This is a genomic window from Aliarcobacter trophiarum LMG 25534, assembly GCF_003355515.1.
Classification (GTDB): Bacteria; Campylobacterota; Campylobacteria; order Campylobacterales; family Arcobacteraceae; genus Aliarcobacter; species Aliarcobacter trophiarum.
Genome location: NZ_CP031367.1, coordinates 868,476 through 890,585, shown reverse-complemented (window position 1 = coordinate 890,585; position 22,110 = coordinate 868,476). Strand labels below are relative to the sequence as shown.

Here is a 22,110-nt window from a genome sequence, read left to right as displayed (position 1 = left end):
ATTAAATACATTGGAGTTTAACAGATAATTAACACTATTTTATTGACTAATATCAATATTCTTTAGAAATTTATAAATTTATTATAATAATAACTTATAAATATTATTTGTTTTTCTAATCTTCTATGGCTATTTTAAGATATTTTTCCAACTCATCTTTTGGAACATTTCCTACAAACCTATGAACAAATTTTCCATTTTTATCAAATAAGAACATCTCAGGAACTTTTGTAACATTTAGTTCATCTGCTAGTTTTTGGTTCTCTTCTCCCATAGTAATTGGATAGTTGATTTGATACTCTTTTATAAATTCTTTCATCTCTTCAACTGTTTTATCATCTTGGAAAAGAACTGAAACAATCTCTAAGCTATCTTTATATCTATCTTTTAGCTCTCTTAATTTTGGGATTGTCTCTATACAAGGTGGGCACCAAGTTGCAAAGATATCAACTATAACCGCTTTTTTCCCTTTAAACTCATCAAAATCTAATCCATTTTCTGCTGTTTTAAATCCTATAAACTTTTCATCTGTTGTTAATAAGACAAAAGAAGTTGATACAAAACCTCTCTTTTCTGCCTCTATTTTTGTTTTTGATAATGATTTTGCATCAATTGTTGAACCACTATCACAAGCTGTAAATAAAACTGCCAAACCAGCTAAAACTATTTTTAATAATATTCTCATTCAGTCTCCATTTTCGATAACTCTTCTATAATAACTCTTATTTCATGCTTTTCAAAAAATATATTTCTTGATAATTCGCTATTTATCTCTTTTAAAAACTCTATTTTACTACTCTTTTGTAACTCTTTATCCTCTTTTGTCTCTTCCAAAACCTTAAGAAGAGCCACTTTATAACGATTTACAATATCCAACTTTGTTTGTGTTTTTTTTAAAATATTTTTATTTGTAAAATATATAAATAAAACAATCAATATAATAGTTAGAGTTATTGTTCCTAAATACTCCATTATTTATAAATCTCTTTTTCTACCAAATCAAAAAGAGCTTGTTTTGATAGCTCATTTAACATCACTCCATTTACAAAAAGTGTTGGTGTTCCTGTCACTCCCAAAGCTGTAGCATCAGCTCTATCTTGAGCTATTATCTCATCTATTTTTGGATTATTCATATCTATTTTTAATTTTTCAATATCTAATCCTGAAATATCTTCTAAAAATCCCCATAAAAGCTCTGGTTTATCAATAGAAGAGTAGTGAGAGGCCCATAAAGAGTGTTTTGTAAACATCATATTTAAAACCTCTTCATATTTTCCTTGAACTCTTGCAGCTTCTAACATTTGAATTGTTAGTTTTGAATTTTTATGATTATCTAAATATCTTACAACTATTTGAATATCTTTGTAATACTCTTTATATAATTTTTTTACAACTTCAGAATATATAGCACATGATTCACACTCTGGGTCTAAAAATTCCACTACAGTAATATTTTTTTGATTGTCGCCCATCTTATAAGAGTAATCTCTTACAAACAACTCACTTTTATTTAAACTTATAACAGCTTGTTCACTTTTTTGCTCACTTTTATAAAAAAATGTAGCTACTATATAAAGTATAAATATTAAACCTAAAGAGCCTAAAACCAACAACTTATTTTGCATCCAATTTTCCTTCTAATTTTTTTACAAAACTCTAACTTAGAAAAGATAACAAAAGATTAAGAAACTCTTCTTTTATAAGATATTAGTAGTATAAGAATAGTCAAAAAAGAGATAAAAGAGAGTAAAGGAATTGTTATAAATCCAAAATAGTTTAAATAATCTACACTACAAGGCACTCCACTAACACAAGGAGATAAAGTTTCAGGTATTATTTTTAAAATTAATAAATTATGATAAATCGATATAAATAGACCTATAACAACTAAAGGAAAACTATATTTAAAAACTTTCTCATCTGGAAATAATAAATTAAATAAAAAAATAAGAACCAATGGATACATAAAAATTCTTTGATACCAACACAAACTACAAGGAACAAATTGCATAACCTCAGAAAAAAACAAGCTACCTAATGTAGCCAACAAAGAGACAATAAATGCAGAAAATATATAAATCAAGTTGAAAGTCCTTTTAAAATTCAAATAAGTTTTATTGTAACAAAATAATGTTAACATTCCCATATTTTTTGTAGAAGGATTTTTTTTGAGATATATTATCTTAGGGCTTATTATGGCTGGACTTTTTCAAGTCTTTTTTTGGATTTCAAGAGACAATTTAGTAACACTAAATGAAAACTCTTTTGAAAAAATTGAATCTTTATCTTATTCCCCTTTTGAAGGATATGATAAAAACTTACTTTCAAGTGAACAAATTGCTTATGATGTAAATTTATTAGAAAATTTTACAAATAAACTAAGGACTTATGGGACTTTAGAAGCTTATAAAATATTAAATTCAAGCAAAGAGTCTACACTTCCTATTGATTTAGGACTTTGGATTGGTGGAGATTTAGAAGCAAACAATCTTGAAATACAAAGAGCTTTAGAAATTTTAAAAGAGTATCCAAATAGAATTCAATCTGTAATAGTAGGAAATGAGGTTCTTTTAAGAAAAGAGCTAGAACCTATTGAATTATATGCTTATATTGATTTTATGAAAAGTAATACAAAAAAACCAGTTACAACAGCTGAGACTTGGGATATATGGGAAAAAAATCCTGCTTTAGCTAGCCATGTTGATTTTTTAACTATTCACATTTTACCGTATTGGGAAAAAGTTCCAATAGATAGATATAATGAGTTTATTATTGAAAAATATAGTGTAGTTGAAAATCTTTTTCCAAATAGAAAAATAGTAATAGGTGAAACTGGATGGCCTAGCCACGGATACAATAATAATAGTGCCGTTCCTAGTATAAAAAATCAAGCACAAGCTATAAGAGGTTTTGTAAATCTAGCTCATGAAAAAGGGTGGCACTACAATATAATTGAAGCATTAGACCAACCATGGAAAGGTTATGATGAGGGAAATGTTGGGCAATACTGGGGAGTTTTTGATACAAATAGAGCTTTAAAATTTCAATTAGCTGGTGAAGTTGAACTAAATCAATATTGGCTTTATCAGATGATTGCTGCAATTATTATTGGAGCAATTCTTACACTTTTTGGATTAAAAAATCAAAGAGTAAATATAAGCCACGCCTTTGCTTATGCAATAGCTGCTCAAGGTATGGCATTTGGTATAGTTATGGCTGCAATATATCCATTTGTAAACTATATGAACTTTGGAATGTGGATTATGTGGGGAATGGGAAGTTTTCTTATGATACCTCTTGTAATTATAACTTTAGCAAAGGCAAATGAACTATTTAGAAGCTCTATTGGAGTACAACCTTCAAGATTAGTACCTCTTGATTTAAAATCACAAAATGCACCACTTGTATCTATTCATGTTCCTGCATACAAAGAGCAACCTCATGTTTTAGCTGAAACTTTGGAAAGTTTATCAAAACTAACATATCCAAATTATGAAGTTTTAGTAATCATAAACAATACACCTGAAGATTTTTACAAAACACCTATAAAAGAGCTTTGTGAAAAACTAGGAGATAAGTTTAAATATCTTGATATTACATGTACAGGATTTAAAGCAGGAGCTTTAAATACGGCACTTGAATATACTTCAAAAGATGCACAAATTGTTGCAGTTATTGATGCTGATTATAAAGTTGAATCTCCTTGGCTTGTAGATTTAGTTCCACTATTTGATGACCCAAAAGTTGCAATTGTTCAAGCTCCACAAGATCATAGAGATGGAGATGAAAGCATAATAAAAAAAGCTATGAATGCAGAATATGCTGGCTTCTTTGATATTGGAATGGTTGATAGAAATGAAGAGAATGCTATTGTTGTTCACGGAACAATGGTAATGGTAAGACTTAGTGCTATGATGGAAGTTGGTGGTTGGGGAACTGATACCATTGTGGAGGATAGTGAGTTAGGACTTAGACTATTTGAAGCTGGATATATTGCACACTATACAAATAGAAGATATGGTTTTGGACTACTTCCAGATACTGTTGAAGCCTTTAAAACTCAAAGACATAGATGGGCTTATGGTGCAATTCAGATTCTTAAAAAGCACTGGAGAGAGTTTAAGCCTAGTTCAAAAAGATTAAGTCCTTCACAAAAAAACAAATTTGTTACAGGTTGGTTTTTCTGGTTAAGTGATGCTATGGGTCCAATTATGGCTGTTATGAATATTATTTGGGTTCCTGTAATAATCTTTGTTGGAGTTACAATTCCTACAATTCCACTTACAATTCCAATTATTACGGCATTTATAGTAAATATTTTACATACATTTATACTTTATAGAACAAAAGTAAAAGCTAGTTTCAAAGAGATATTATTAAGCTCAATTGCATCTATGAGTTTACAATTAATCATCTTCAAAGCAGTATTTGATGGATTTATTAAAGATGGATTACCATTTAAAAGAACAGAAAAAGGTGGAAAAGTTAAAAAAAGTGCAAACCCAATAAAATATGAGACTATTTTGGGAGTTTTACTTTTAACTGCATTTGTATCTTTAATCTACACAAATAAATCTGGAATAACTGAGATTTATGTATTTGCTGCAACAATTTTTATCCAAACAATTCCATATTTAAGTGCAATTATTATGAGAATACTGGAACTTTACTCTTTAAAAAATCAAAAAGCTTAAAGCTTTTTGGTTTATATATATACTTTTCATACTCTCTTTATTCTAATTAAAAAATATTTTAATCATATCTATAATAATTTAAATCACAACTATGTGTTGCCTCTTCTACTAAAAGTCTTCCAACTTCAGCATGAGCATGGATAAATTTTTTGATATTTAAATCTATAAAATGGTGTTTCTCTTCTAGTGACTCATATTTCAAAATAATATTAGCTTCTGGATGATATTTTAAAATAGCATCACAAATAAGTAGTTTATCATATGTTTCTGTGATTGTTATAAGAATACTTGAACTCTTTTCAACTTTTAAAGCCTCCAAAACAGATCTCTTTTCCAAATGCCCAAAATATGCCTTATATCCAAACTTTGTAGCTATTTGAACTTGTCTTAAATCGTTTGAAACAATAACAAATGGCATTTTTCTGTCTGCCAAATCTTTTGCTACAACTCTTCCTAAAATTGAAAAACCACAAACTATTATATGGTTTTGTTCATCTAGTGGCTCTATCTTATCTGATTCATAAAGGTCAGTTGATAGTAAACTTGATATTTTATAGATATTATTTAGTAAAAATGGTGTTAGAATCATAGATATAACTGAGATTAATACCAAAAAATTTGCAGTTTCAACTTGGATTAAACCTTGATTTGATGAGAGAGTAAATATAGCAAAAGAGAACTCTCCAACTTGACAAAGAGCTATTGCACTTTTTATAGATGTATTTTTATCTGATTTTCTTTTAATTATTACAAAAATAACTATAGCTTTTATAATCATTATTAGTAAAAATAGACCAATAATTATATGAATATTTTTTAAAAAATATAGAATATCTATCTTTGTTCCAACTGTAAAAAAGAATGTTCCTAAAAGTAAATCTTTGAAGTTTGAAATATCTGATTCTACTTTTATTCTAAACTTTGTATCTGCAATAATCATTCCAGCTAAAAAAGCTCCCAAAGAGTAAGTAAAACCTAAATATTCTGCCATCAAAGATGCACCAATAACTATTGAAAAAACTGCACCAATAAATAGCTCTTCTAGCCTTGTTTTAGAAGAGAATTGTAAAAGCCAATCAATAATCTTTTTACCAAAAATAAACATAAATAGTGTAATTATCACAGCAGATACAATAGTATTTAAGATAACTTGACTAATACTAAGCTCTTCATTTGTCAAAAAAGAGACTAAAAGTAGTATTGGAATAACTGCTAAATCTTGATAGATTAATATGGCAGTTGTTTTTTCTCCATAAGGTGTATAAATATCTTTTGAAGATTTTAAATATGGCAAAACAATTGCAGTTGAAGATAGAGAAAAAGCAAAAGCAACTATCAAAGCAATTTCAATATTTAAATGAAATACGAAATATGAAACTACAAAAATTAAAGCAGCACTTATATGAACTTGTAAAAATCCATTTAAAAGCAGTATCTCTTTCATCTTTTTTATCTTGTCAAAACTTATTTCAAGACCTATAGTAAACATTAAAAAAACAATTCCAAACTCTGCAATGGCATCTAAGGAGCTATTGTTAGCACCTTTAAAATGAAAGCCGTAAGAGATTATAATACCAGTTAAAATATAGCCTATAATTTGTGAAATACCCAGCTTTTTTAAAAAAATATTTAAAACAGTAGCTAGAAAAATTGCCATAAATAGAGTAAATAAAAAGTGTTCCATTCTTTATCTTTTTTTTAAAATGTCGGATTATATCAATATTTTTTCAAAAATAGTAGGTTTTTAAGAGATTTTTCTTCATCATTAGTTACAAACTCTTCTATGTTTTCCAACTTTCTTAAAAACTCAAAGTTTTGAGCCTCTTTTTTAAATATCTCAATTAAAAAATTGCTACTTAAAAATGGATCATTTAAACAAGCTAAAACTAAACCACCAACTGGCAATATAAAATCTAGCTTTTTTATAATTTTAATATAATCATCAGTTGCAACAAAAGAGCCTTTTTGAAAAGATGGTGGATCGATTATTACAATATCATAAGGTGACATTTTTTTAATTTTTCCAAATGATTTTAAAATATTATATGGTAAAAACTTTACACTCTTTGTATCAAGATTATTTAGATGATGATTTATCCTTCCTAATGATAAACTAGCTTTTGACATATCAATATTTACTACACTTAAAGCACCACCACTAATACAAACAACACTAAAAGCACAACTGTATGAAAAAAGATTCAATACCTTTTTATCTTTGCAAATAGATTTTATGTACTCTCTTCCTCTTTTCATATCAAAAAATAGACCAATATTCCGATTTTTAAAATCTATTTTATATTTCAACCCATTTTCAACTACAAAGAAATCTTCAGTACTCTCTCCATAAATAACTTCATAAAAATCTCTCTCTTTATATTTTCTTTGAATTATAAAAGTCTCAAAACAAAACTTCTTTGCAATACTCTTTAAAGATTCTAAAATCTCATCTTCTTCTAAACTTTTTTCAAAAAATGTTGCAAATAGTATATTATTTAAACTATCAACTGTTAAATAAGAAAAATTAGAATAATAGTTCCCTCTACCATGAAAAACTCTTTTTATTTCATTACTTTTATTCTTTAAGTTCTCTACTACGATTTTTTTTAAATCTTCTATAATCATTTTACCTCTAATATTAAAATTATATTTTATTTTGGATTATACTTTATATTTCAATAACTTTCCCTATATATCAAGCCTTTTTAATCAATAATGTGCAATCATTCCAAAATTTTTTAGTAAATTCTAATAATTTTCTTAATTTAAAAAAAGGTTTATATTGCTTTTTAATTCTTATGAGTTTTTATTACTATTTTTACCAATTACTTTAATAATATATTTCTATTTAAATTCACTAAAACTTATATATCTTAGTAAAATATTTTTAGTAGTTGCTAGTCTATTTTTCTACTCTTGGTGGAATCCCATCTATCTGCCTTTAATTTTAGGAAGTATGATTTTTAACTTTTATGTGGGGAAACTTTTGGGTAAAAAATCATCTAAAAATATGCTCATATTTGGGATTGTAGGAAATATTGCACTTTTAGGATATTTTAAATATGCTGATTTTTTTATAGAAAATTTCAACTGGGTTTTAAACACTCAAACTCCCCTACTTCACTTAGCTCTACCTTTAGCAATCAGTTATTTTACCTTTCAACAAATTGCATTTTTAGTAGATAATTATAGAGGTGAAGTAAAAGAGTTTAATTTTTTAAACTACTCACTTTTTATCACTTTTTTTCCACAACTTTTAATGGGTCCAATTGTTCATCACAAAGAGATGATGCCACAGTTTGCTCTAAAATGGAGAAGTTATATAAAATGGGAAAATATCTCTTTGGGACTATTTATTTTTGCAATTGGCTTAGCAAAAAAGAGTTTAATAGGGGACCCACTTACAAATTATGCACAATATGCCTTTGATAATGCACAAAACCTAACAACAATTGAAGCTTGGTATGCTTCAACCTCTTATGTACTATCATACTATTTTGATTTATCAGGTTATGCAGATATGGCAATAGGTATTGCAAAAATGTTTAATATAGATATTCCAAGAAACTTCAATAGTCCATATAAAGCTAGAAACTTTGCTGATTATTGGAGAAGATGGCATATAACTTTAAGTCGCTTCTTGAGTGACTATATATATAAAAGTTTAGGTGGGAATAAAAATATAGTTTGGATAGTTTACTTAAATATTATGATTACATTTTTTGTTTCTGGATTTTGGCATGGAGCTGGTTGGACTTTTATTGTCTGGGGGCTTTTAAATGGACTTTTTGTTATTTTTGCACACATTATGAAAAAAGCAAATCTTGAAATGAATCTCTATCTAGCTTGGTTTTTAATGTTTATTGGACTTATAATTACAAGGACACTATTTGTAGCAAAAGATTTTAGTGATGCTTGGTATGTAATAAAAACTATGTTTAATCCGTATAATCTAAAATTTGAACAACTTTATTATATAGACCCAATTTTTCAAAGCTTTTATATTGTATTTGGATTAGCTTTAGCTTTAGGATTTAAAAATAGTGGCGAAATTGCCAAAAATTTCAAACCAAATATTAAATATACTCTCTATACTGCTATTTTAATATCTGCATCACTATTTACTTTTTCAAGTGCGAAAGAGTTTTTATATTTTCAATTTTAGGAAAAATAGATGAATAAACATAAAAGATTTATAATTTTAACTATACTATTTACTTTTTTTATTTTTAGTATTGGGGTTTTTATAAGATATATTATTGACCCCGTTGGATTAAATAATATGTTTGATATAGGGTTAAGAAAAGATGAGGCTTTGGCATATAGAACTAAAAAATATGTAGAGTTAAATAAAATTCAACCAAATACAATAATTTTAGGAGGAAGTAGAGTTCACTACTTAAACCCAAAGGATTTAGAGAAATATACTCAAGATAAAGTTTATAATTTAGGTCTTCAATTTGGGACATTAGAAGAACAATACTATTTTTTAAAACACTCTTTAGAAAATTTTCCTATAAATAATGTTTTAATAGGGTTAAATTTTTATACTTTTGATGAGAATTTTAAAGATAATAGTAGCGATTTCAACAGAGCTATTTTTGAAAAAGGCTTCAACTCCTTTTATAAGTTAAAACACTATCTAGAAATACCTCTGTTTAAATATCTAAACTATGTAATACCAAATAATGATAAAAATCCATATTATGAAAATGGAGCAATAAGCTTTTATCATCAAGAAAAAGTTATAAACAATAACAATAAAGAAGAGATGTGGGAAGGAACCCTAAATTATTATAAAAAAACTTATGAAAACTATAATATTTTAGGAAATTCAAATCTTGATTACTACAAAAAAATGGTTGAATTATGTAAAAAGTACAATATAAAGCTAAATGTATTTACAACTGCTGTTCACAAATCTCAGCTACAACTTATTGAAGAGACAAATACTCTTGAGCTATTTGATAGCTGGAAAAATGAGTTAGCATCTATATTTCCTTTTTGGGATTTTATGACAGAAAACAGTGTAACTTCAAATGAAGAGCTTTATATTGACTCTTCTCATATCAAACAAGAGTTTGGTTATCTATATTTTGCAAAAATTTTTGAAGATTTTGATATTGAAATTCCAGAAGATTTTGGAATTTTCATAGAGTAAAAAGTAAGCTATTAACTTACTTTTTACATATTTATTTTGCTATTTTATCTACAAAATTACTAACAGGAGTTACTAATCTTTGAAGTAGCATACTTACAAGTATAAACACAACCAACCAAACAATAACCGCTAGCCATGCTGGAAGATATACAAAGAAGATATCATATTTTGCCATAAGTGGCCAATGAATTAAGTAAACTTCATAAGAGTAAACTCCATACATAGCTAAAAATTTACTATCTACTTTTTTTAGTACAAAAATAACAATTAAAGCCAACATAATAACTATAGACATAATTTGCTCTACAAAGAAACCTTGAGTAAAAAATGAAGTAAGTTTTGGCCATGAACCAGCACCAGTATTTAAAGATACATAAGCAAAAATTGCAAACATAATAGCCATCACGATATATTTCATATCTTTTGAGTTATCTCTAAAGTTTTTTACATAGCTCACAAATTTATTATCAGTTCCCTCTTTTACTTGTAAAAGCCAAGCTGCAATAATTCCTAAAGAGAATGCTGTAGTATGAAGTCTATGTAACCAGTTACTTCCTAAATCAAAAAGATTAAATGTTCCTATAACTGTAGCAATAACTGCTAAAATAAGTGCAGTTAGCCAAGGTCTATCTTTAAAAAATACTAAAGGAAATAGAATATAAAACATAATCATCCATGTAATATACCAAAATGGAGAGTTTACATCACCAAATCCATCCGCTGTTGGGAAAAACCCTAACATAGATTTTATAATATATCCTATAGAGTAAGTTTTGTCCATAAATAGAGCATCTGCAATAAACATAATAATCAAAGCGATCCAAAATGGAATAAAAATTTTTATAACTCTTTTTTTATAAAAATCAACTACTTTCATAGGTTTTTTAAGCATACCAACTGTAAGCCCAAAACCTGACATAAATAAAAATAGATCAACTCCAACTCCTGCAATTATTGAAAGTGGAAATAAGAATTCACTATTTGTAACTTTCATATATGCAAAGTGTGCAAAAACAACTGTTAAAATTCCTAAGCCTTTTAGCTCATTTGTAACAGAAATTGGAAAAACATCACTATGAGTTGATTGTTTAAGAGATGTAAATAAAACCAAAATTGCAAAAGCAATAACAAGAAATGTAGATATTTGAATACTAGAAAAAGTCAAAATATCATTTGGTAATGTAATTGGTCCTAACATTTATAGCCCCTGTAATAAATTTTGAACTCGATAAAAAGGAGAATACCTTTTGAAAAGTTTGCGGATTTTATCCAATATTAAATTAATAAAAAGTTAATAAAATCTTGTTTTTTTATAATTTTTCTGTTATTATTTCGTCCTAAAAAATATTTTGTTACTTACAAACTATGAAAAATATTGATTTCATTAATTAGGAGAGAGATTATGAAAAAAATTATTTTTCTATTTTTGCTATTTGTTTCAACACTTTTTGCAAATATAGGGACAATAACACTTCTTGAGGGTGAAGCTTTTACTAAAAGAGGAGAAGAGAGTATTAGATTAAAACTAACTGATACTATTTTTGAGAAGGACTTTATTGAGACAAAATCAAACTCAAAAGTAAAGATAACTTTTAAAGATAATACTATTATAACTATTGGGGAAGACTCGACACTTGATATAGAAGAGTACTTATATTCAAATAGTTCAAATGATAAATCAAACTTTAATGTTACAAAAGGTGCTTTTCATGTAATAACAGGACAAATTGGTAAAACAAATCCTGATAAGTTTAAGCTAAAAACAAAGAATGCTTCAATTGGAATAAGAGGAACTGAAATTTATGGTGATGAAAATGTAGTATTTTGTACTCAAGGTGCAATTTTTGTAAATTCATTTGGAGTTATAAGAGAAGTTCCTCAAGGATTTTTTTTAAATACTTTCAATAATCAAATTCCAAGCCTAGTAATACCTATTAATCAAGAACAGTTTAGAGATTTAATTTCAAGATTAAATACTAACTCTATAAGCAATAACCAAAATCCAAATAACTTTGATAATTCTAGTACTCCATTAGCTTTTCAAAACAATCAAGGCTCTGAAATGATGCAAAATCAAGACAATCAAAACTCTTGGGGATATTGGGCAAGTAGTATTCAAGATGAAAACAATAATACAAGAATAGATAAATCTATAAATGATTATATGCAAAACTCAAATAATATGGATTCAAATAATATGGATTCAAGTAATGTGGAATATGTTCAAAATTTGATGAATAATACAACAATAACTGAATTAAATTTTAGTGGAGATATAAATGTACCAAATATACCTTCTATAGGAACTAATTATATAGATTTTAATTTTTATTTTGGTGGTTCTGATAATACTTTTAATGCTAGTTATGGCTTTGAAGGAGAAAGAGGCAATAACTATGGTGGTGATTTAAATGGAAATATAACTTCAACTGGTTTTAGTGGAACTAATATTTCAGGTATATTTAATGGTGCTAATATAGATAGTATTTCAGGAAATATTACAATGGATAATGGTCTAGATACTTTAGATGGCACATTTAGTGCAAATAAGCAGTAAAAATATGAAAATTAAATCAAATAAAAAAATAGTTTTTAAAGCACTATTTTTACCTGCTCTAATTTTTGCAAATCAAAACTACTCAAATGAGCATTTTTCCAAAGCTATTGATAGTTACAATAATAGAGCCTTTCAAGATAGTTATTTGGCATTCAAAGAGTATTTAAAAAATAATAAATTAGATTCTAATTTTACATTTATTCTAGCAAGAAGTGCTTATGAAATAGGTAAATTTGAAGAAGCAGAAACTCTTTATAAAGAGCTTTTAAAACAAACACCAGATAATAGTAGAGTAAAACTAGAGTTAGCACAGACATATTTCCAACAAAAAAGATATAAAGAAGCTGAAGCTTTATATCAAGATGTATTAAAAGATAGTACTCTACCTTTAAATGTAAGAAAAAATATAGAATTAACTCTAGACTCTTTAGATAAAAAATCTCAAAGAAATCTTTTAAAAACAACTTTAAGTATTGGCTATGGATATGATTCAAATACAGATAATAATTCAAATGATGATGTTGTAAATTGGGGAAATATTCCTCTATCTATTCCAGATAAAAAAAGCGATCATGTTGCAGAATATATTCTAGCTTTAAACCATACATTTAAGATTAAAGAGAATTTAACTATGGATAATAAATTTGTAGGATATATGCAAAAGTTTAATAATGACCATAATAATGATTTAAGCCTTGCAGTTTTTGGAACTGGACTCTCTTACTATACTACAAAATCAAAATCATCTCTAGCTTTTGATTATAACTATGTTTGGCTAGATAATAGTACATATCTATTTAACTATATTTTAACTCCATCTTTTGATTATCAAATAGATAAAAATTTAATCTATAAAACAAAAATAAAACTGATTAAAAAAGATTTTAAACAAACTGATTATGAATTTAGAGATTCAATGTATTATGAACTTTCAAATAGTTTTGTTTTATTAACTGAAAAATTTGGTATGAATAGTTTATCTTTCGTTTTTGGAACAGATAATAAAGATAAAGGTAAAGCTTGGAATGTGGACTACAACTTTGCTAGTTTAAGATATGAAAACATGTATCCTATTACACAATCAACTATTCTTACAAGCGGAATTGAGCTATATAAAGATAGATACAAAGTAAATGAAGAGGTTTTATACAACAATAAAAAAAGAGATGATAAACTTATTTTTGATTTAGGTGTTTTACAATCTCTAAACAAAAATCTATCTTTAGGTGCAACTATTAGATATATAAATAATGACTCAAATCAAAATATTTATGAATATGATAAATATGTTGTAAGAACAAATCTTTACTACTCTTTTTAAGCTTTATCTTTATGTTCGTAAACACCATCAAAATCTTTTGGTGGTGTTTGTATAAACTCTTCACATCTTTTTATATAAATTTTATAAATATTTTCATTTGTTTTATTTTCTAAATTATCTAGTTTTATAAAGATATTTAATGCATCTATAAAATCTGTTTGTTTATAAAACTCTATTGCCTTGTGATAATTATCTAGCTCCTCTTTTAATTTATCTTGAGCCACGCCTCTTCCTATTACTTGCCAAATTTCAACTGGTTTAGTTTTACCTTTTACTCTTACAAAATCTAGAAATCTAAATATATATTTCTCTTTTAATTTATCTTTTGTAAAGTTGGTTATATTTAGCTTTGAACCATAATATTTACATAAAGATTCAACTCTAGAACCTAAATTTATAGCATCACCAATAACCGTATAATCACTTCTTAAACTACTTCCCATCTCACCAACTATAACTTCACCTGTGTTTAGCCCTATTCCAATATCAATATTTGGTAGCTTATCTTGTGTAAATTTTATATTTAGCTCATCTAAAGCCATTAATTGTTCTAATGATGCTTTAACTGCCATATCTGCATGATTTTCAACATCAATTGGTGCATTCCAATACGCCATAATAGCATCACCAATAAACTTATCAATAGTCCCTTGGTTTTTTATAATAATACTACTCATAGGCTCCATATAAGTATTTAAATACTCTATTAATTCTTTCGCTTTTAGTTGTTCTGAAATTTTAGTAAAACCTCTAATATCACTAAAAAATATTGTTATCTCTTTATTTTTTGCACTAAATTCATTATTATCCATATTCTTTAAAATATCATCCATAACACTTTTTGAAACTTTTGAAGCAAATTTTGCTTTTATTACCTTTTGATGTTTTATATTATAAAAATAATCAAAAATCAATGAAAGGATAGAACCTAAAGCTATTGCTAAAATTGGAAAAACAATATTTAAAGCAATTCCCTTACTAAATAATAACCAGTAATTAAATATTATATAAGAAAACATAAAAGTTGTAAAAACAATAATTTTCAAATAAAAAGATACAAAAGTTATAAACATTACAACAAAAAAAGAGAGTAGTACAATTATAACTATATTTACACCATCTAAATATGAAGCTTTATGTATAAAATCTCCTTGCAAAATATTATCTATAATATTTGCATGAACCTCAACTCCTGGGAAAACTGACTCAAAAGGTGTTGCTCTTAAATCAAAAAGTCCTGTTGCACTTGTACCAAATAGAACTATTTTACCCTCTATATCTTTACTAGAGAAGCTATTTTCATATATATCTTTTGCACTTATATATTTAAAACTCTTTTCATAACCTCTATAATTTATTAGCATTCTTCCATATCTATCTGTTGGAATAGTAATATCATCAAGTACAATATTTGATACTCCGCTATTATCATAATTTACAAAAACTCTTTTTGTATCATTTAAAACTCTTATAATCTCTAAAGATAAAGATGGATATAAAATATCATCAAATTTTATCAAAAGTGGTACACTTCGTATAACTCCACTTTCATCTGGAAGAATATTAAAAAACCCACTTGAATATGCACTATCTTGTAAAATTGGAATATTTAAAGTAGTTCCTAAAGCCTCTATTATAAAATTTGACTCTTTGGGTATATCCTTCTCAATAAAAATAGCAGGAATTCTTGGTGCGACCTTACTACTATCTTGATTTACTAAATCAAAACCATAGCCCAAAATAACAGGTGAGTTTGCAATAGTTTGTGCAAACTCTAAATCATAATTTCTTAATTCTTCTTTGACCTTTAATTTTTTTGCTATTAAACTAGGAGAGGTTCTATCCTCTTCTGCAAAAACCATATCCATTCCAATTACTGCAACATTTGCCAAAGTTAAATTTTCTAATATTTTTGATACTTTATCTCTACTCCAAGGCCACTGTCCAAACTCTTTTATAGAACTCTCATCTATATCAATTATTATTATATTATCACTTGTAGGAATTTCTCCTCTATAAATAAAAAAAGAGTCTCTAATTCTATTATCAAAAGAGTCTATTAAACTAGAAAAGAATATATAAAATATTATTAAAGAACTAGATATTAAAAATGATAAAAAAGAGTAAATTAAAAACTTTTTAATATCTATTTTAAACATCTAACTGCTCTTGTAAAAGTTCAGTTTTACAATACTCTTTAAAAGCATCACTTTTTTTAAAAAATTCTAGTAAATCTCTATCTATTTCACCATCATTTACCATAAAATCAAGAATTTTAAATATCTCGCTTAGTTTTTTTACACCTTTATATGGTCTGTCATTAGAACTAAGTGCCTCAAAAATATCTGCTAAAATTAAAATCCTATCTTCTAATACTAAATCTTTTCCACTTAAACCTCTTGGATAACCTTTTCCATTTAACTTTTCATGGTGATTTACAGATATATGCATAATATTTGAGTATTTTTTAGGGAAAGGTAAGGCACTTAACATATCAAAAGATAATTTTGCATGAGAGTTCATAATATCTCTCTCTTCATTTGTCAAAGTCCCTTTTCTAATTGATAAATTATATATCTCATCTTCATTTAAAAGTTTTTCTTCTTTATTACTTAAAATATAGCTATATGAAGATAAGTTTTTAATTCTTTTTAAGCACTCATCACTCATAAACTCTCCACCCTTATTTGATTTATCTATAAATTCCAAATCCTCTTCAATAATCTTAAGAGTAGTTTCATACTCTTCTTTACTTATTTTATTTTCTAAAAAATCTATTTTTAAATCTCTTTTTATTACTTCAAATCTTAATTTTATCAGTTCAAAACCATCTAAGAGTTTTTGAAGCTTTGTTGATTTATCAATTACCCACTCTGGAATGGATATTTTCCCAATATCATGAAGCTTTGCAGCTAATTCTATCTCCTTTAAATCATTCTTTGAATACTCTATATCTTTATATATTGTATCATCATCACTTATTGATTTTGCAATTAATGGAGCTAATTTTGACATCTTTGTAATATGAGTAGAAGTGTGTCTTGATTTTGCATCTATTGCATTTGCTATTGAGTTTACAAAGCTATCTAAGAAATTTTCTAAACTATCTATTAAAATAGTATTTGTCAAAGCCATAGCAGCTTGAAGAGATAAAGCTTTTATAACTTTTTCATCATAAGAGTTATAAAAACTATTTTTATTTGTAATATCTTTATTGATTAATTGAATTACTCCTATAATATCATCTTCATGGTTTACAAGAGGAACTACTAACATAGATTTTGATTTATAGTTTTTTGATATATCAAAAAATTTTGTACCTTCAAAGTTGTATAAATCACAATTATATAAATCTTTTATATTTATTATTTTCTTATCTAAAGCACAAACAACAGCTATCATTGCTCTGTTTTCTTCTTTGTTGGGAAGATATAAAGGTAAGGCATCCCATGAAATTTTCTCCTCTTTTGTTCCTAAAAAGATATTTAAACTATCATTTTGAATAACCTTAAACTCTAAATATTTTTTATCTTCACTAAGTAGATATAAAGTTCCCGCATCACTTAAAGTAAGTTCCCTTAAAAGAGTTAAAATCATCTCATATAAATGTTCTTTATCTTGTTCACTTGAGAGTCTTAAGTTTATATCCATAACTCTATCAAAGATATCAATATCTTGCATAGCAGAGCTTACTTGGAAATCTTTTAAATATATAGTATCTCCATCATTTAAAATTCTTCCACCATTTTTTAAGATATTTAACTTCTTTATCTCATCTTTTATCTTATCTTGATATGGAGTTTTTAAATGATATAAAAATATAGTTAAATCATTTTTTGTAAGATTATTCAGAAACTCTTTTAAGCTATTTGCAGTTAAGTGTTTACTGCTTTTTGCTACTTCTTCTAAAACATTTGGGAAAGAGCACTCAATAAACAGAGCACTCAAATCATCTATACTATTTATGCAAGATATAAAATCTTGATCAAAATCAGTATCTCCACTAATTAAATATTTAATTTCATTTTTAGATATTAAATATGCAAAAGAGCCATCAGTATGCTTTGTATTTATTGCTTTTATAGATAAATTTCCAAAAACTGTCTCTACTTTATCATCAATTTCAATAAATACTAAACTATATATATCCTTATTTGGAAGTTTTATTTTTGTAAAATCTGGCCAAATAATATTGTTGAAAACATGCTCTTTTAAAAAAGATATAGTCTGTATAGAGCCATATACTTTTAAAGAGTCCTCTCTTGTTGAAAAACAGTTATCAATTATAAAAGGTATATCTATTATATGGTCTAAGTGAGTATGAGTTAAAAATATATGATTTATTTTATTCGATTCTTCTTCAAGTGTGTTTAAGATATTTCCAGCATCTATTACGATATCATTGGATATTAAAAAAGAGCTAGTCCCCAAATTTTTTGATTTACTACCACTACTTCCTAATACTTTAATGTAGTCCATATATTTTCCTTATTTTGTTATAAATGATTATAACAAAATAAGTGTGTGTTTTTATAAAATTATTTTTCAATAAACTCTTTTATTCTATTTATTCCATCTTCTATTGCCTTCATACTTGTAGCAAACGAAAGTCTTACATATCCTTCCATTCCAAAAGCAAGTCCAGGAACTAATGCAACTCCCTTACTTTCAAGTAAATCAGCACAAAATTTCATAGAATCATTTGTAACTTTTTTAATATTTATAAATAGATAAAAAGCTCCATCAGGATCATAACAAGATAATTTATCTATATTATTTATAGCTTTAACTGCATAATCTTTTCTTTTCTCAAATTCAACTCTCATCATCTCAATATCTCTATCTGCTTCACCTTCAAGTGCTACAATTGCTGCATATTGTGTCATAGTATTTACATTTGAAGTCACTTGACCTTGAAGTTTTGACATAGCACTAGCTAACTCTTTATTTGGACAAGCTACATATCCAAATCTCCATCCTGTCATAGCTACAGATTTACTCAAACCATTTATAGTAACTGTTCTATTATACATATCAGAGCTAACTTCTGCACTTGCAGTAAATTTTTTGCCTTTATAACTTAGTTTTTCATACATCTCATCTGATAAAACTATAATATCTGTACCTTTTAAAACTTCACCAATAGCTATTAACTCATCTTTTGTATATATTGCACCTGTTGGGTTTGAAGGTGAGTTTAACATCAAAATCTTTGTCTTTGGTGTAATTGCAGCTTTTAACTGAGATGCTGTTATTTTAAATTCTGTTGTCTCATCTGCTTCAATAAATACAGGTTTCCCACCTGCAAAAACTACAAGTTCTGGATATGTAACCCAATATGGGCTTGGAATTATAACTTCATCACCCTCATTTATTAAAGCTTGAGTTAGATTAAATAGTGAGTGTTTTGCACCATTGCTTATTACAATTTTATCAAGTGTATAATCTAAATTGTGATCTTTCTTTAACTTATTAATAATTGCTTGTTTAGTCTCTTTAATACCCTCAACCGCTGTATATTTTGTCTTTCCACCATTTATCGCTTTTATTGCTGCATCTTTTACAACTTGTGGTGTATCAAAATCAGGTTCTCCTGCACTAAAACTTAATATATCTTTACCTTGTGCTTTTAGCTCATTTGCCAAAGCTGTTATAGATAAAGTAAGTGATGGAGCTAATTTCTCCATTCTATTTGCAATTTTCATAATAGTTTTCCTAAAATTTTATTGTCATTACACTTGTGGTATAATCCGCGGATTTTATCCAAAAATTACTTAAAGGTTTTTCTTTGAAATTTGAGATTAATATAAATAATAGTTTAGTAGAAGTTGAACTACAAAATAAGAAACATATCAAACATTGCTATTTACGAGTTCTAAAAAAAGATTTAATTCAAATAAAAGCAAACCGATATTTCACTTTAAATGATGCAAAAATTTTAATAGAAAGAAAAAAGGAGTGGATTTTAGAAAATATAAAAAGAGTTGAAGAAAAAACACTAGAAGATGGATATTTTTTATATTTAGGAGAACAAAAATCTATTTTGGAGTTTAATATAAAAAATCTTGATACTTTTTATAAAAAAGAGATAGAAAACTATATTCCTTTTTTAGTTGAAAAATATTCAAATCTAATGCAACTCTTTCCAACAAAAATTTCATATAGAAAAAATAGGCGTACTTGGGGCTCTTGTAACTACAAAAATGAACTGAATTTCAATATATTACTTATGAAATATCCACTTTTTATTATGGAATATATAGTTATTCATGAACTAGCACATATTAAACACAAAAATCATTCAAAAGATTTTTACTCTTTAGTTGAAAAATATAGCCCAAAATATAAAGAGATAGAAAAAGTTTTTAAAACTCTTTTGTAGATTTTATTATCTCTCTAATATCTTCAAATTTTTTAAATATTTTTTCATCCTTTGCCCTATTCTCAAAAATTCCAACACTCTTTTCTATATATTTTTCACTAGCATCTCTATTTTTTTTTATTGGTTTATCTATACTATTTGATACAAAAAATACAAAGTTTGAAACATTTTTTATTTCTGCCATTTTTAAAAGGGCTTTTAATGTATCTTTATTGTGTTCAAATTCTACTTTAAATAGTTGATGTGTTAGCACAAAATGCATAGTTTGATTTTTTATATATACAAACTTTATTCCACTTTTTAATTTTAAAGGTAGTATATTTACAAATCTTTTTATCTCTAAAAAGATATTTAATTTATCAAAAGAGGGGTTACTTGTAATATGGTTAAGAATTTCATTAATATTTTTCATGTTTTAATTATAGCAGGAGTTTTATTTAGTTTTAGTGGCTGTGGATATAAAGCTGATCCAGTTTATGCACCAAGCGATAATCAACAAAAAACACAACAACAATGATTTATGATTATATAATTATTGGAGCTGGAATAGCAGGACTTAATGCTGCTAGGCTTATTCCCAAAAGTAAAAGAGTTTTAATTTTATGTAAAATGTCAACTTGGAACTCAAACACATTTTGGGCCCAAGGTGGAATTGCAAGTGCAGTTGATAAAAGTGATATTCCAACTCATATAAAAGATACTTTAGAAGCTGGTGCTAATTACAATGACCTTGATGCAGTTAAGCTTTTAAGTAATGAATCCATTTCTGCAATAAAAGAGATTATTGAAGCTGGTATGATTTTTGACAAAAATATTGATGGAGATTTAGCTTATACAAAAGAAGCTGCACATAGTAGAAACAGAATATTACATGCTCAAGGTGATGCAACAGGAAGAGAAATTCATATATTTTTACTTGAACACTGTCCTCATGAAGTAGTAACACAAGCTGTTGTTTGTGATTTATTGATACAAGATAATATTTGTTATGGAGTTCAATACTTTACCAATGAATTTGAACAAAAAGTAGCCTTTGCTCACAATACAATAATAGCAAGTGGTGGTGTTGGTTCTTTATACAAATATCACACAAATTCGACTGCAAATGCTGGTGAAATTCATGGAATTATTGCTCAAAAAGGTATAGCTTTAAAAGATATGGAGATGACACAGTTCCATCCAACAGTTTTAAAGGGAACAACATTTGCAAGAAAGCCTCTTTTAAGCGAAGCTTTAAGAGGAGAAGGAGCTTTTGTTGTAGATGAAAATGGAAATAGATTTTTATTTGATTATCATCCTAGTGGTGAGTTAGCTCCTAGAGATATTGTAAGTCGTGCAATTTTTGACTACAACAAAAAAACAGGTTTGGGTATATTTTTATCTTTTAAAAATTTTGAGAAAAAAGCATTTAAAAAAAGATTTCCGAATATTTATGAAAATATCAAAGACTTAGGCTATGAACTTCCTTTTGAAAATGTTCCAATAAGCCCTGCTTTTCACTACTGTATGGGAGGAATAGATGTTTCTTTAGATGGATTAGTAAAAGGTTTTAAAAATCTTTATGCTATAGGAGAAGTAGCTTGTAATGGAGTTCATGGAGCAAATAGACTTGCTTCAAATTCACTTTTAGAAGGTCTTGTTTTTTCAAAAATTGCAGTTAATAAATCTTTAGAAAAGAATTTTAAAATAGATAATAAGAGCTATAAACAAGAGATAAAAGAGTATATAAGAAATAAAGATATAGATAAAGATATAAAAGATGATTTAAGAAAAACTATGTGGGAATGTGCTGGAATTGTAAGAACAAAAGAGGATTTACAAAATGCTTTATTAAAAATAGAACATTATTTATCACTCGATATTGGAAGATTATTAAACTTACGACTTTTAACAGCAAAAACTATATTAAAAGCTAGTATTAAAAGAGAGAAATCTTTGGGAGCACATTTTATAAAAGAAGAATAAAAGAGTTTTTAGATAAAATGTTAGATTAAT

The 22,110-nt window shown here is 26.8% G+C and carries 18 protein-coding genes; 7 read left to right on the top strand and 11 right to left on the bottom strand.

From position 1 onward, the window contains the following. Positions 1–115: 115 nt before the first annotated feature. Genes ATR_RS04590 through ATR_RS04575 form a run of 4 tightly spaced genes read right to left on the bottom strand, consistent with a single transcriptional unit; the run spans position 116 to position 2,083 of the window. On the bottom strand, positions 116–685 hold the full coding sequence (locus ATR_RS04590; protein ID WP_115428303.1) for a TlpA family protein disulfide reductase: 570 nt from the start codon (positions 683–685) through the stop codon (positions 116–118). Next, positions 682–972, bottom strand: coding sequence for a hypothetical protein (locus tag ATR_RS04585; RefSeq protein ID WP_115428302.1), 291 nt, complete (start codon positions 970–972; stop codon positions 682–684). The genes ATR_RS04590 and ATR_RS04585 overlap by 4 nt, the downstream gene beginning before the upstream one ends. Continuing rightward, positions 972–1,625, bottom strand: a complete 654-nt coding sequence (locus ATR_RS04580; RefSeq protein WP_115428301.1) for a DsbA family protein — start codon at positions 1,623–1,625, stop codon at positions 972–974. The genes ATR_RS04585 and ATR_RS04580 overlap by 1 nt, the downstream gene beginning before the upstream one ends. Before the next feature lie 56 nt (positions 1,626–1,681). Continuing rightward, positions 1,682–2,083: a disulfide oxidoreductase gene (locus tag ATR_RS04575; protein WP_115428300.1), complete on the bottom strand. Its 402-nt coding sequence runs from the start codon at positions 2,081–2,083 to the stop codon at positions 1,682–1,684. Positions 2,084–2,168: 85 nt separating this feature from the next. On the opposite strand from ATR_RS04575, the gene ATR_RS04570 reads away from it, so the two are divergent. After that, positions 2,169–4,694: a glycosyltransferase family 2 protein gene (locus ATR_RS04570; RefSeq protein ID WP_115428299.1), complete on the top strand. Its 2,526-nt coding sequence runs from the start codon at positions 2,169–2,171 to the stop codon at positions 4,692–4,694. A gap of 58 nt (positions 4,695–4,752) precedes the next feature. Here the strand turns inward: ATR_RS04570 and ATR_RS04565 are convergent, their stop codons facing one another. Continuing rightward, on the bottom strand, positions 4,753–6,378 hold the full coding sequence (locus ATR_RS04565) for a cation:proton antiporter domain-containing protein (RefSeq protein ID WP_115428298.1): 1,626 nt from the start codon (positions 6,376–6,378) through the stop codon (positions 4,753–4,755). Positions 6,379–6,410: 32 nt separating this feature from the next. Beyond that, positions 6,411–7,319 carry a class I SAM-dependent methyltransferase gene (locus ATR_RS04560; RefSeq protein WP_115428297.1) on the bottom strand — a complete coding sequence of 303 codons (909 nt, stop codon included), beginning with the start codon at positions 7,317–7,319 and terminating at the stop codon, positions 6,411–6,413. A gap of 157 nt (positions 7,320–7,476) precedes the next feature. Between ATR_RS04560 and ATR_RS04555 the strand changes: the two genes are divergently transcribed. Then, positions 7,477–8,859 carry an MBOAT family O-acyltransferase gene (locus ATR_RS04555; RefSeq protein ID WP_115428296.1) on the top strand — a complete coding sequence of 461 codons (1,383 nt, stop codon included), beginning with the start codon at positions 7,477–7,479 and terminating at the stop codon, positions 8,857–8,859. A 9-nt stretch (positions 8,860–8,868) separates the two neighbouring features. Then, positions 8,869–9,855, top strand: coding sequence for a hypothetical protein (locus tag ATR_RS04550; protein WP_115428295.1), 987 nt, complete (start codon positions 8,869–8,871; stop codon positions 9,853–9,855). Positions 9,856–9,886: 31 nt separating this feature from the next. On the opposite strand, the gene ATR_RS04545 is transcribed toward ATR_RS04550, so the two are convergent. Further along, positions 9,887–11,053, bottom strand: a complete 1,167-nt coding sequence (locus ATR_RS04545; RefSeq protein ID WP_115428294.1) for an acyltransferase family protein — start codon at positions 11,051–11,053, stop codon at positions 9,887–9,889. Between the two features lie 204 nt (positions 11,054–11,257). On the opposite strand from ATR_RS04545, the gene ATR_RS04540 reads away from it, so the two are divergent. Continuing rightward, complete coding sequence (locus ATR_RS04540) at positions 11,258–12,412, top strand: FecR family protein (protein ID WP_115428293.1); 1,155 nt, start codon at positions 11,258–11,260, stop codon at positions 12,410–12,412. 4 nt (positions 12,413–12,416) lie between these two features. After that, entirely contained in the window at positions 12,417–13,733 is a 1,317-nt protein-coding gene (locus ATR_RS04535; protein WP_115428292.1) for a tetratricopeptide repeat protein, read from the top strand. Here ATR_RS04535 and ATR_RS04530 read toward each other — a convergent pair. From ATR_RS04530 to ATR_RS04520, 3 genes are read right to left on the bottom strand one after another with little or no spacing between them, the layout of a single operon-like run. Continuing rightward, positions 13,730–15,892 (bottom strand): CHASE2 domain-containing protein, encoded by a 2,163-nt coding sequence (locus tag ATR_RS04530; RefSeq protein WP_115428291.1) that lies wholly within the window; start codon positions 15,890–15,892, stop codon positions 13,730–13,732. The two genes, ATR_RS04535 and ATR_RS04530, sit on opposite strands and share 4 nt — an antisense overlap. Then, a complete protein-coding gene (locus tag ATR_RS04525) occupies positions 15,885–18,212 on the bottom strand; it encodes an HD domain-containing phosphohydrolase (protein WP_115428290.1) in 2,328 nt (775 codons plus the stop codon). The genes ATR_RS04530 and ATR_RS04525 overlap by 8 nt, the downstream gene beginning before the upstream one ends. A 59-nt stretch (positions 18,213–18,271) precedes the next feature. Next, positions 18,272–19,438 (bottom strand): pyridoxal phosphate-dependent aminotransferase, encoded by a 1,167-nt coding sequence (locus ATR_RS04520; RefSeq protein ID WP_115428289.1) that lies wholly within the window; start codon positions 19,436–19,438, stop codon positions 18,272–18,274. An 83-nt stretch (positions 19,439–19,521) separates the two neighbouring features. Between ATR_RS04520 and ATR_RS04515 the strand changes: the two genes are divergently transcribed. Further along, entirely contained in the window at positions 19,522–20,115 is a 594-nt protein-coding gene (locus ATR_RS04515; protein WP_115428288.1) for a M48 family metallopeptidase, read from the top strand. Here the strand turns inward: ATR_RS04515 and ATR_RS04510 are convergent. Then, positions 20,099–20,527 carry a DUF721 domain-containing protein gene (locus ATR_RS04510; protein WP_115428287.1) on the bottom strand — a complete coding sequence of 143 codons (429 nt, stop codon included), beginning with the start codon at positions 20,525–20,527 and terminating at the stop codon, positions 20,099–20,101. The two genes, ATR_RS04515 and ATR_RS04510, sit on opposite strands and share 17 nt — an antisense overlap. A gap of 101 nt (positions 20,528–20,628) precedes the next feature. Between ATR_RS04510 and nadB the strand changes: the two genes are divergently transcribed. Then, positions 20,629–22,080: an L-aspartate oxidase gene (gene nadB / locus ATR_RS04505; RefSeq protein ID WP_115428286.1), complete on the top strand. Its 1,452-nt coding sequence runs from the start codon at positions 20,629–20,631 to the stop codon at positions 22,078–22,080. Positions 22,081–22,110 lie beyond the last annotated feature (30 nt).